At 44.4% G+C, this 11,378-nt stretch carries 16 protein-coding genes and 1 pseudogene; 8 read left to right on the forward strand and 9 right to left on the reverse strand.

What is annotated here, in order from left to right; translation table 11 throughout:
• Nucleotides 1-20 precede the first annotated feature (20 nt).
• The 3 genes from QZW47_RS28795 to QZW47_RS28805 all read left to right on the forward strand — a co-directional run bounded on the left by QZW47_RS28795 (nt 21) and on the right by QZW47_RS28805 (nt 2,433).
• Nucleotides 21-611, forward strand: a complete 591-nt coding sequence (locus QZW47_RS28795; protein ID WP_366930947.1) for a CDP-alcohol phosphatidyltransferase family protein — start codon at nt 21-23, stop codon at nt 609-611.
• A gap of 102 nt (nt 612-713) precedes the next feature.
• Nucleotides 714-2,036: a CO2 hydration protein gene (locus tag QZW47_RS28800; protein WP_293135482.1), complete on the forward strand. Its 1,323-nt coding sequence runs from the start codon at nt 714-716 to the stop codon at nt 2,034-2,036.
• A gap of 190 nt (nt 2,037-2,226) precedes the next feature.
• Nucleotides 2,227-2,433 (forward strand): hypothetical protein, encoded by a 207-nt coding sequence (locus QZW47_RS28805; protein WP_293135484.1) that lies wholly within the window; start codon nt 2,227-2,229, stop codon nt 2,431-2,433.
• A 296-nt stretch (nt 2,434-2,729) separates the two neighbouring features.
• Here the strand turns inward: QZW47_RS28805 and QZW47_RS28810 are convergent, their stop codons facing one another.
• Nucleotides 2,730-3,200: a hypothetical protein gene (locus tag QZW47_RS28810; protein WP_293135486.1), complete on the reverse strand. Its 471-nt coding sequence runs from the start codon at nt 3,198-3,200 to the stop codon at nt 2,730-2,732.
• A gap of 241 nt (nt 3,201-3,441) precedes the next feature.
• Here QZW47_RS28810 and QZW47_RS28815 point away from each other — a divergent pair, with 241 nt between their 5' ends.
• From QZW47_RS28815 to QZW47_RS28830, 4 genes are all read left to right on the forward strand, one after another.
• Nucleotides 3,442-3,654 (forward strand): helix-turn-helix transcriptional regulator, encoded by a 213-nt coding sequence (locus QZW47_RS28815; protein ID WP_293135488.1) that lies wholly within the window; start codon nt 3,442-3,444, stop codon nt 3,652-3,654.
• 62 nt (nt 3,655-3,716) lie between these two features.
• Nucleotides 3,717-3,935, forward strand: coding sequence for a helix-turn-helix transcriptional regulator (locus QZW47_RS28820; RefSeq protein WP_293135490.1), 219 nt, complete (start codon nt 3,717-3,719; stop codon nt 3,933-3,935).
• An 86-nt stretch (nt 3,936-4,021) separates the two neighbouring features.
• Nucleotides 4,022-4,234: a helix-turn-helix transcriptional regulator gene (locus tag QZW47_RS28825; protein WP_293135518.1), complete on the forward strand. Its 213-nt coding sequence runs from the start codon at nt 4,022-4,024 to the stop codon at nt 4,232-4,234.
• A gap of 141 nt (nt 4,235-4,375) precedes the next feature.
• Nucleotides 4,376-4,570, forward strand: coding sequence for a hypothetical protein (locus QZW47_RS28830; protein WP_265239051.1), 195 nt, complete (start codon nt 4,376-4,378; stop codon nt 4,568-4,570).
• Nucleotides 4,571-4,706: 136 nt separating this feature from the next.
• Here QZW47_RS28830 and QZW47_RS28835 read toward each other — a convergent pair whose 3' ends face one another.
• The 5 genes from QZW47_RS28835 to QZW47_RS28855 form a co-directional block, all read right to left on the reverse strand.
• On the reverse strand, nt 4,707-4,925 hold the full coding sequence (locus tag QZW47_RS28835; RefSeq protein WP_293135495.1) for a type II toxin-antitoxin system HicB family antitoxin: 219 nt from the start codon (nt 4,923-4,925) through the stop codon (nt 4,707-4,709).
• A complete protein-coding gene (locus QZW47_RS28840) occupies nt 4,922-5,143 on the reverse strand; it encodes a type II toxin-antitoxin system HicA family toxin (RefSeq protein WP_293135498.1) in 222 nt (73 codons plus the stop codon). Before QZW47_RS28840 ends, QZW47_RS28835 begins: the two co-directional genes overlap by 4 nt.
• A 157-nt stretch (nt 5,144-5,300) precedes the next feature.
• Nucleotides 5,301-7,418 carry an NACHT domain-containing protein gene (locus QZW47_RS28845; RefSeq protein WP_293135501.1) on the reverse strand — a complete coding sequence of 706 codons (2,118 nt, stop codon included), beginning with the start codon at nt 7,416-7,418 and terminating at the stop codon, nt 5,301-5,303.
• 34 nt (nt 7,419-7,452) lie between these two features.
• Nucleotides 7,453-7,662 carry a hypothetical protein gene (locus tag QZW47_RS28850; protein ID WP_293135505.1) on the reverse strand — a complete coding sequence of 70 codons (210 nt, stop codon included), beginning with the start codon at nt 7,660-7,662 and terminating at the stop codon, nt 7,453-7,455.
• Nucleotides 7,659-7,886, reverse strand: coding sequence for a hypothetical protein (locus QZW47_RS28855; protein WP_293135508.1), 228 nt, complete (start codon nt 7,884-7,886; stop codon nt 7,659-7,661). The genes QZW47_RS28850 and QZW47_RS28855 overlap by 4 nt, the downstream gene beginning before the upstream one ends.
• Before the next feature lie 138 nt (nt 7,887-8,024).
• Here QZW47_RS28855 and QZW47_RS28860 point away from each other — a divergent pair, with 138 nt between their 5' ends.
• On the forward strand, nt 8,025-8,219 hold the full coding sequence (locus QZW47_RS28860; protein WP_265239051.1) for a hypothetical protein: 195 nt from the start codon (nt 8,025-8,027) through the stop codon (nt 8,217-8,219).
• 127 nt (nt 8,220-8,346) lie between these two features.
• On the opposite strand, the gene QZW47_RS28865 is transcribed toward QZW47_RS28860, so the two are convergent.
• The 3 genes and pseudogenes from QZW47_RS28865 to psaB all read right to left on the reverse strand — a co-directional run.
• Nucleotides 8,347-10,464 (reverse strand): NACHT domain-containing protein, encoded by a 2,118-nt coding sequence (locus QZW47_RS28865; RefSeq protein ID WP_293135511.1) that lies wholly within the window; start codon nt 10,462-10,464, stop codon nt 8,347-8,349.
• A 166-nt stretch (nt 10,465-10,630) separates the two neighbouring features.
• Nucleotides 10,631-10,762, reverse strand: a complete 132-nt coding sequence (locus tag QZW47_RS28870) for a hypothetical protein (protein ID WP_293135514.1) — start codon at nt 10,760-10,762, stop codon at nt 10,631-10,633.
• Nucleotides 10,763-10,926: 164 nt separating this feature from the next.
• A pseudogene (gene psaB, locus QZW47_RS28875) lies at nt 10,927-11,378 on the reverse strand (photosystem I chlorophyll a apoprotein A2); the annotation flags it as partial.

An 11,378-nucleotide genomic window follows, 5' to 3' on the forward strand; every position in this document is an offset into this window, starting at 1 on the left:
AGTCACTAGCCCCACCGATGATGAAATTTATTCCTGGTATTCTTGTGGCACTTCGGGCTGCAATCGCGCCATTCCTCCTATGGGATGCTGTTGATGGCACAATCAGCATTTGGTTCATCATCGGTTACTTAGTTGGGTTTTTATCAGATATCTTCGACGGCGTTATTGCCCGACGCATCGGCGTCAGTAATGCACAATTACGTCAAGCCGATAGTTGGGCAGATGTCTGCTTCTATATCTGCGTATTTGCTAGTGCGTGGCTGGTGCATCGAGATGTGGTAATAGCCTTTCGAGTACCGCTATTGGCTGTAGTTTTTCTACAGTTGGCATGGTGGATTGTTAATTTGGTAAAATATGGTAAACCAGCCAGCTACCACACCTACTCTGCTAAATTTTGGGGAATAACCCTGTTCATTGCTACTGTTGCTCTTTTCGGCTTTAACTATGCTGGAATTCCCCTGTGGGTAGCTATTATTTCTGGCATCATTCATACTGTAGAAGAGATTGCTATGACACTGCTATTACCACAGTGGAATCATGATGTTTTGAGTATCTTTCATGCTCTGCGGTTGCGTCAAGAATTGATTTCAGGTTCCCTCAATAACGACTGAAGTCGAGTTGAGAACAAAAGGCAGCTTTTGCGGAACAGAAAAATAAGCATCGATGGTTCAAATGGTTCAAATAATATTGCTATTGATTAGGAGAAACTGAAAATGGTACAAACCCCTAGTAAACCAGCAACTAAACTGCCTCCTTCCAAGCACGAATTTGCCGAAGTAATTCACAGACTGGAAGCTGGCGGTGCGATGATTCCAGATACACCGGAAAATCTGATGCAAATCATCGCGATTTGGAAGGCCTACGCGGTACCGATGGACTTCTACTGGCGGGATTTACTTTACATCGCGGAACGGGTATTTTTAAACCCGCTTCCCTTCTTTAAATATTTCTTGCCCCAGGAGTATTTAGACTTGCAAAATCACTATTCAGGTGACGGTGCAGATTTGCGGATTTGGCGGGGTACTGGAAGCGCCCACCCCGAACTTTTAGAGTTCATGGAAAATGGAGAAACTGGCAAAAAGCCGCGACTGTTTCACCATTTGTGGCACGATCGCATTAACATGGAATTTGCCGAAGAGTGCATGAGGTCGATGCTGTGGCACCGGGGGATGTACGTTCCTGTCAACCAGTTTGACCCCTATCTCGACAGCGACGAATACAAAGCAAATGCCGATCGCGCTATTAAAGCTTACTTCAAAAAAGACCCGTTCATGCTGGCGATGCACAAAGCATTCCCCGAAATGTTTTTAGAACAATGCCGCCAGATGTCTTATTACAGCAATCTCGGTTTATTCTGGGAAGTAATGGCACCGGTGTTTTTTGAAGTTTCCGACTTGTATGACGAAGGGAAAGTTACCACAGTCCCGCAGGCGATGGATTTCCTGGTAAATGGTATATTTGCGATCGCAGGGCGTCCGATTTACCACCACGTTCTCATCGATGGCGAAACCTACGAAATCATCCCGAAATCAAAAGGCTTCACTTGGCTGTACGAAGCAGCGCTACCTTACGTAGAATCGGTATTTTACCGCACTTCGCCGTTCCGGGGCACAAAATCTTACAACGCGCAAGCTAGGGAAGTTCCCGACGACCAAAAAGACTTCCACTACGGTATTTTGTATGCAGACAAATTCCCCGTAGGAACTGCCGGCATCCCGCCGACTCTGCTAGCCCAAGATATGCTGCACTTCCTGCCGCCTTATTTGATGGATTTCTACAAACAGCGGTGTCGCGGCGAAGATGATATCCTGAATCAAATTGGGGTGACTTTCCAGCGATCGATGTACTGCGTTACTTCAGGCGTGATTCAAGCTTTGCGAACTGCGCTATTATATCCTTTGGATGACCCCAATCCGAAGCATTTGAAGGCAAATCGGGCGTTTTTCGAGTCTCAGATCGATCGCTTCTGTCGCCCGGAATACGGCATGAAATATGCGGCGAAGTTGAACAATATTCAGACTTCGGATTACAGGTAAAGGATGTTTGTCCGCGAGGGAAGACGGCGGTTGAAACCGCGCCTACACAAACGATGTCCGCCGGACGCCGACTGAAGAAGGTAACATAATTTTAACCGCCCACTCTTCAACTCTTCAACCCGCGGAGGCGGGTTTTGTCTGTGTAGGCGCGATTTCAATCGCCGTCTTTTTAAGCAAATAAATCGAACATATGAATAGCAAAGACTTAGCCAAATATATTGAAGCAACGGACGGAATTTCCAAACCTTGGCTGTTGGTGCAACTGCGCCTGAAAAAATTGGAAGAAAGGCGATCGGAGATTTCGACTGAAGAATATATGATAGAACTTGCCGACCTCCACCGGGATTTAATGAATCTGGGCGAATGGTGGGTAGGAATCGAGGACGAAGTGTTTTAAGTTGTCTCCGATGCGAAGGCGTTGTGATTTTAATCAACCTTCAGTTTTAATAGTGCATCTGGGGGTTTTCGGCAAGTTCCTGAAATTTCACTTGCTTAGCCGTTGAGTCGTCTATTCATCAAACGTGATGCAATCACCGACTTTTTCACCAGCAATGTTTTCGGGAGAATCTTTCTGATTGGGGCTAATTAAGCTTCCACAAGTTCCCAAAAATTTAGTTTTTTCGCAATTTATAGCGATCGAATTGCTTTGAGCAGTGACTGAAACTAGATGGTAGTTGCTCCTGCGATCGCACTTTAAAATTTTTCCATCAAATCTTTTTCTGCCGCATAAACATCTCGTAGCTGTTGCAGCGCTGAAGCAGAAATGACCAATTTAACCTTAGCTACCAATTCGCCCCACTCCAACAAACCGTCAACTGAAACAGCCGCCTGGAAGTTGTGGGTATAGAATTTAGTCCAAAATCCGGGTGCTTGCTTGCCTTTCCAGCGTTTGTACCAGCGGCCAAAATCTTGAGGGGAAGGCGGATTTACTCGTAAGATTGGGGGGAAATCGGCGTAGCTGACAAACCGGCTGACACCTTTAGCATGGACATACACCATATAACGGCAGCATTCGATCCGATAAATGTCGTCTGTTGAGATGTTGAAAAGCAGTGCTACTGTGTCTTCGGTGACGAATCTCGCCAGCGGATGCAGCACTGGCGATTTGTGGATAATTTTTGATTCGCCGATCGCCGATGATTTTCTGGAAGTATCTGATATCATGTTAATTACCTGTTCTGTTAAGTAACGGTTCTGTTAAGTAACGGTTCTGTTAAGTGCCCGTTCTGTTAATTACGTATTCTGATACTGATTGCAGATGAGTCTCTTGATGGCAGGTCTTTAAGACAGCTAATAACTGTCTATGTAAGTTTTAAAGACGATCGCCCTTTAGTTTTCCATGCCGGGGGGCGATCGGCTTTTTTGATATGCTTATTTTAAGGTGGCATGACACCAAGTGTCAAGTATGGGTTTAGTTAGAGTCAAAGTTAGAGAATTAGCAGCCGAGAAGGGCTGGACGTTTAAGGAAGTCTCTGAACGATCGGGAGTCTTGTATAATACGGTAAAACACTATGCCCGCTGTCAATCTATGTCAAAGGTTGATTTCACTTCTCTGCTGAAGTTAGCTCGCACATTTGATGTGATGATTGAGGATGTGGTCGAGGTTTTGGAAGAATAGGTCGATCGGCTTTTTAGATATCTAATATTAAACGACAGCAGATTGTCATTTGTCAAGCAAGTATGAGCAAAGGGTTAGTGAGGTTGCGGATTCGGGAGTTTGCGGCTCAGAACGGCTGGACACTTAAGGAAGTTTCCGATCGATCGGGCGTTGGTTACAGTACCATTAGGAACTACGCCCAATGTCAAGGGATGACAACCGTTAACTTTGCCTACCTGCACAGATTGGCTCGGACTTTTGATGTGATGATTGAGGATTTAGTCGAGATTTTGGAAGAATAGCTGAAAGTCCGTTAGTCTTGTAGACTGAGAACGGGCTTTCGGTTTGTATGTCCTATTATATGACGCAATTGCATCAACTGTCAAGCATGGGTTTAGTCAGGCTAAAAATTCGAGAACTGGCGGCAGAGAAAGGCTGGACACTGAAGGAAGTGTCCGATCGTTCTGGGGTAATTTACAGTACAGTCAGAAGCTATGCTCGTCGTCCTGAAATGGCAATGGTTGATTTTACAGCAATCCACAAATTGGCGCGGACTTTTGATGTGATGATTGAGGATTTGGTTGAGATTATCGAGGAATAGGTCGATCGACCTTTCCACATTTTTACTATAATCGTTTTGTCGCGTCTTGTCAAGACGCGCTTAAACATTTTGCATCGCAGCTAAGAGCTCAGCTTAAAGATGCTAAGATTTAGTCGAAGTTGTTAATCTCCGGTTAGTTTTGTGACTAGAGCCAGTACCGCCATTGGAGTGAGCCCGATTATCAAGGATCTTGTGCAGAAAAAGGCGCTAGCAACCCGACTAACGCTGAAGGAAATTATTTATGTAGGGATGCTGGCGATCGATGATCTTGACGAAAAGCGCTTACAAGAATTAGCTGATAAGGTTCACCAGATGCAGGTGAATGGGGAGATTTGAGGGTTTGAGGGCGCTAACTTGGGAGTTCAGAAACCAAGTTTTTTACGAAAGATGCAAGTGAATGGGGAGATTTTATCGGTTGAGATTGATGTCCTATATGATAGGTGCGCGCATACTGTTTAGCTTGGGATTCTACTCAGGCGATTTGCATAATGCTGGCTTCCGGGATCGGTGAACCTTCTTCTTGCCAAGCTTCCAGATACATTTCGATCACTTCTTCGGCATTTCGGATGGCTGCTTCGCGCGTTTTACCGTGTGTACAGGGCATAATCACGCGATCGGCAAATTCTGGAATCGTCACTAAGAAAAGTCGATCTTCATCAGACCATTGGACGATCGTACTATATCGATTCATGAATCTTCCTCCTTTAACTCGTCGAGTTCCGCTAACAATATTGCCAACTGCTTCTCTAAATAGCGTGGCACATCATCTCCATCTTTGCCTGGAATTGTTAAGGTTTTGCTAATCAAAGGATGCTCCCATCTTTCATGGCTACCTTTTCCGCGTTTTGGCAAATAAATAAAGCCTTCACGGGTAATCTGAGCTTTTAACTCGCGAATTTTTCTAGGCATGGTGATTGTCTACTTTCTACCTCAATTTTATCACTTAGCCATTGATTTTAATTGTGCCTGTGTCCTTCTTGCGGTGGATGAGTATTCGTAGGGTGCGTCGCCATTCTTCAATCCCTGAATTAAATCGACAATCTCACGGCGACGCACCTTACACAATTTAATTCTCTGGAACTAGCAACATCCGCGATTCTATTTCTTCCCAGGTTTTTGCTGATATTCTCACTGCTGCTTCTTTGCATTGGATGATTAGATGATTGGCAGATAAATAATCTCCCAGTGCCTTTGCTTCTTGCTGAGATAATTTGACTATTTTTGGATCGAGATGGAGTGCATGATACCAGGTATCTAAAAGGCGATCGTCAAATGCTAAGTGTATTTGTTCGGGTTGATCAGCATCAGGCAATTGATCGCTGAGTAATTTCAGTTGAGCAATCAGTTCAGTCCACTTCACATCCTTGAAGATGTTAATTTTTTTAAGTTTTTCGGCAAGCGCGATGGCGATGGCGTAGGTGTCGCCTTTGGGGTTGGTGTTGACGATGGCGTTGGCGATGGCGTAGCTGCTGGCGATGGCGTAGGCGTAGGAGTAGGCGTAGGCGTAGGCGTTGGGGTTGGCGATGGCGTTGGCGTAGCTGCTGGCGTTGGCGATGGCGTAGGCGTAGGCGATCATGATCGCCCCAGCACGTTTACCCACAGGCTTAAAATCACCTTCCGAACCCTTAGTCGCTGCATCTGCCCATTGCAAAAGCCCTTGCAACTTCGGCTGGTTAATAATGTACTTTTGAGCCTCTTTTTCCATTAACAGCAACAACTTATCAGCCCCATTTTTTGCACGCACCAACCCCGCCACCAACAAAAATACCTCTCGCCAACGTGAATCGAAAAGATGATCGGTAACTAACTGCTCAATTAAATTATTATCAGCAATATATTGAGCGGTCAGATATTCCTGAAGCGTCAAATGCGAAAACGAGTACACATCCTCAGCCCGTTCTACCAAAATCCCCTGTTGAACTGCGATCGCATTCAGCACCGCCTCACCATCTAAATGCTTCGGTACATTCAAATTACTTGCTAAAAAAGTTTTGATTGGCTCAACCACTTCTCGCTGCGAAAAAAACAGCTTATCAGTCTCAAAACCAGTATAAGCAATCTCCGATAACAAACTCTCCTCTAACTCCGTGCTGAGTCCTTGATAAATTTCATTTCGCAGAATCCGTTTTTCCGCAGCCCATTCTTCCAACAATATCCGCAAAGCCTTTTTATAGAGAACGCTGCGATTATTCGGAAAGTTTTGCGATCTGTCATAATTGAGACAGAGGAAAGTTAGCAATAATGGCGTGTGCGCTAACTCTTTAGCCGCTGCATATTCTGGCTTTTGCAATAACTCCCAACATTTTTGAGCAGTTCCCGCTTGTTTGTCAACCTCAGACTGAAACCAGTTATCAATAAATTGCTCAATTTGAGTATTGTCAAAGTCGGCAAGTTTGACATCGGTAAAGCGTTTAAAGTTGTTGCGATAAGCTGCTGTGCGACAAGAGACAATGAAGCGATTTTTGTCATAGCGATCGACAAAATCTTGAATTTTACTAATTACCTCATTGGTGTTGACTGTCGGCACTTCATCCAATCCATCCAACAAGATTAACAGTTTTCCCTGCTCTAACAACTTATCGATAAACTTCTCAGAATCGGGAAAGCCACAAATTTTAAACTCTTCAACAATAACTTTTTCAATCTCGATCTGGTTCGATGTAAAACTTTTAAGTTCAATAAAAACAGGAATGCGATCGTGCTTAAATTTACCTTTTTTGCCCTTCAGTGCTTCGAGTCCCATTTTCCGCAAAAATGTAGACTTTCCCGCTCCCGGCTGCCCTAAAACCATCAAATATTGCTTCTGATTGGCAATTTTTAGCCCTTCTTGCTTCTGGCATTTTTGCTGCTGAAAATTTCGCTGTTTAGCTTTGCGGTAAGTTGCCTCTATATTTTGGATTGATTCAAAACTGCGGATTTGTTGCTCATCCAAAAACTGCACAGCAGTATAAACCGATTCTAATGGCACAGCCTCCCGCATTCCCAGCGCTTTCAGAATGCCGTGACGCTTCCAGTAACGTTTGCCGTATTCCCCCGATGCAGTGTAAATTAGCTCTTTAGTTTTGTCATCTAGCTTTTTGCCTATAAAACCGAGAAATTTGCCACCGCCTTCAAAGACTGACTGGAAAACTGGGAGGGCGATACCGCTAACACAAGCTATACCAAATGCTTCAATTCCTGTCATGAGAGTATTGATGAGGTTTTGAGGATAAATCTATCTACAACTCCTGCTTGACAGACTCCGCCAACCGCTGGGCATTTTCTCGGCGGTAAACATTAATCGGACTGTTGCGAATATCAGCTTCTACCATCGCAATCAATTCATCTAGTGTTTGAGTCCAAGCTTCGAGCATTCGGTTACTTTCCCGAAGCATGGCGACAGTGTTCTTAACTTTCTCTGGTTCGGGAAGTTGTTTTTGTTCGCTCATAATATGTTCCAATCCCTTTTAGCTTCTTGAACACTTGCCAATGACGCATCAAGCGCTACTTGTCCTTGCTCAATGCTCCGATACAGTAAATCCAGCATAGCAGAGGAGGCGATCGGCTGAGCCTCAGCAATCCGCAGTAACAAGGTGTATAAACGAGAATAAGGCTCTCTGAGCCGTTCTGCGGCATTTTGAAGCTGGTCTAAAACCGTAGCAGTTGCTTCCATTTCGCCATACTGCTCAAAGATGGCAAATTAGGCATTTTTTGTCTTGTCAAGACGCGCTTAAGCATTTTGCATCGCAGCTAAGAGCTCAGCTTAAAGATGCTAAGATTTAGTCGATGTTGTTAATCTCCGGTTAGTTTTGTGACACGAGCCAGTACCGCCATTGGAGTCAGCCCGATTATCAAGGATCTTGTGCAGAAAAAGGCGCTAGCAACCCGACTAACGCTGAAGGAAATTATTTATGTAGGGATGCTGGCGATCGATGATTTAGATGAAAAGCGCTTGCAAGAATTGGCTGACAAGGTGCATCAGATGCAGGTGAATGGGGAAATTTGAGGGTTTGAGGGCGCGAACTCTTGGGGGTTCAGAAACCGGGTTTTTTACAAAAAGACACGTTGCAGCCCTAAAATTTGCTGAAAAACCCGGTTTCTTTGGTGGGAGTGCGTAAGTCCCATCGATCGTCTCAAATGGTAGAATTCTCTGGAACTAGCAACATCCGCGATTCTATTTCTGCCCAGGTTTTTGCTGATATTCTCACTGCTGCTTCTTTGCATTGGATGATCAGATGATTGGCATATAAATAATCTGCCAGCGCCTTTGCTTCTTCCTGAGATAATTGAACTATTTCTGGATCGAGATCGAGTGCATTGCACCAGGTATTTAAAAGGCGAGGGGTAAATCCTAACTGTGTTTGTTGAGGTTGGTGAGCCTCAGGCAATTGCTTTTGCAGTTTTTTCAGTTGAGCAATCAATTGAGTCCATTTCACCTCCTTAAATATTTGAATTTTTTTAAATTCTTCAGCCAGTGCGATGGAGTATACCTTGGCGTAGGCGCAGACGTTGGCGTAGGCGTAGGGGTAGGTGTTAGTATGGGCGACGGCGCTGGCGATGGGGTTCCCGATGCCGTAGGCGTTGGTGATGGCGCAGCCGTTGGCCCTGGCGTTGGCGTTGGTTTTGGTGTGGGCGCAAGCGTTGATAAGCGCCGCAGCGCGTTTACCCACCGGCTTAAAATCACCTTCCGAGCCATTAGTTGCTGCATCGGCCCATTGCAATAGCCGTTGTAACTTCGGCGTGTTAATGTACTTTTGAGCCTCTGTTTCCATTAACAGCAGCAAGTCGTCAGCCCCCTGAAGTGAAGGTACCAACCCCGCCACCAACAAAAAAACCTCTCGCCAGCGTGAATCGGAAAGATGGCAGGTAACTAACTGCTCGATTAAATTACGATCGGCAATATATTGAGCGGTGAGATATTCCTGAAGTGTCCGATGGGAAAAAGAGTACAGATTTTCGGCTTGTTTTACCAAAATCCCCTGTTGAAGTGCGATCGCATTTAGCAGCGCCTCACCGTCTAAATGCTTGGGTACATTCAAATTACTTGCTAAAAAAGTTTTGATTGGCTCAACGACTTCTCGCACCGAAAAAAACTGGCGATCGAGATCAAAACCAGTATAAGCAATCTCCGATAACAAAATCTCTTCTAATTCGGTGCTGAGTCCTTGATAAATTTCATCTGGCAGAATCCGCTTGGACGCTGCCCCTGCTTCCAACAATATCTGCAAAGCTTGTTTGTAGAGAAGGCTGCGATTATTCGGAAGGTTTTGCGATCGGTCAAAAGTTAGACACAATAAACTTAGCAATAATGGTGTGCGGGCTAGCTCTTTAGCCGCTGCATATTCTGGTTTTTGCAATAACTCCCAACATTTTTGACCCATTTCCGGTTGTCGGGCGACCTCAGACTTAAACCAGTTAGCAATAAATTGGTTAATCTGACTATCGTCACAATCGGCAATTTTTACATTAATAAATCGTTTAAAATTGTTTCTATAAGCGGCAGTCCGACAAGAGAAAATGAATCGATTTTTGTCATGACTGCCCACAAAATTTTCAATGTTACTCATTACCTCATTTTTGTTTATTGTCGGCACTTCATCCAATCCATCCAGCAAAATTAAAATTTTTCCCTGCTCTAATGCCTTAGCGATAAATTGCTCAGAATCAGGAAAGCCACAATTTTTAAATTTTTCAATGATAACTTTTTCAATCTCTATCTGGCTAGATGTCAAGCTTTGAAGTTCAATAAAAACTGGAAGACAATCCTGCTGATATCCGCCTTGTCTGCCCTTCAATGCTTCGAGTCCTATTTGCCGCAGAAATGTAGATTTTCCCGCTCCTGGCTCCCCTAAAACCATCAAATATTGGTTCTGATTAGCAATTTTTAGCCCTGCTTGCTTCTGGCAATCGGGGTACTGAAAATTTCGCTCTTTAGCTTGGCGGTAAGCTTTCTGTAAATTTGGAAATGCTTCAAAACTGTGGATTGGTTGCTCATCCAAAAACTGCACAGCAGTATAAACTGATTCTAATGCCATAGCCTCGGGCATTCCCAAGGCTTTCAGAAGGCTGTGACAATTGAAGTAACGTCTGCCGTATTCTTCCGATGCAGTGTAAATTAGTTGCTGAGTTTTCATATCTAGCGTTTTTCCCATAAAACCGAGAGACTTAGCATCGGTTCCCCAGAGTGACTGAAAAATTGGGAGGGCGATTTCGGTAAGACAACTTGCAACAAATGATTCAATTTTTGTCATGGGAGTATTAATGAGACTTTGAGGATAAGTCTATATACAACTCTTACTTGACAAAATCAGTACATCGATCGGAATTTTCCTGGCGGTAAACATTAATCGGGCTGTTGGCAATATCAGCGTCCACCATAGCAATTAGTTAGTCTAAACAGAGCTCACATATGGCAAATTATGCCTTTTTGGCTTCATCAATTCCTACCACAAGTGGCTGTTGTAAATTCAAGATATTAGTAATTGTTTCCGGCGCTAACTTCGCCCTAAAAAAATACTCTTGACTCTCAATATTTAACCGAATCAACATTTCAATTGCGTCTAAACAAATAATTATACTCTTGTGGAGTGGGCTTCTAGCCCGCTCAAAATATGGAATTTAAATGTGGAATAGCTTAACCAATACATATCAAAAAAATCCCCCGCCCGAAGGCAGGGGATTTGATTTAATTACCTAAAAACCAGAGTTCGGAGTTATCCGAATTTCCCGGCCGTCGAGGCAATTACAAAGGCCGCGTAAGTGAGGACGTTGCCCACGGTAAAGTGAACTAAGCCAACCAAACGACCTTGGACGATGGACAAAGCAACAGGCTTGTCTTTCCAGCGAACCAAGTTGGCCAAAGGAGTGCGCTCGTGAGCCCAAACCAAGGTTTCGATCAGTTCTTGCCAGTAACCTCTCCAAGAGATCAGGAACATGAAACCAGTTGCCCAAACGAGGTGTCCGAATAAGAACATCCAGGCCCAGACTGACAAGTTGTTAGTACCGTAAGGGTTGTAACCGTTGATCAACTGAGAAGAGTACAGCCAGAGGTAATCGCGGAACCAGCCCATCAGGTAGGTAGAAGACTCATTGAACTGAGCCACGTTACCTTGCCAGATGCCTAGGTGCTTCCAGTGCCAGTAGAACGTTACCCAAGCTAGGGTGT

Origin of the sequence: Microcoleus sp. bin38.metabat.b11b12b14.051 (assembly GCF_013299165.1) — a bacterium.
GTDB lineage: Bacteria > Cyanobacteriota > Cyanobacteriia > Cyanobacteriales > Microcoleaceae > Microcoleus.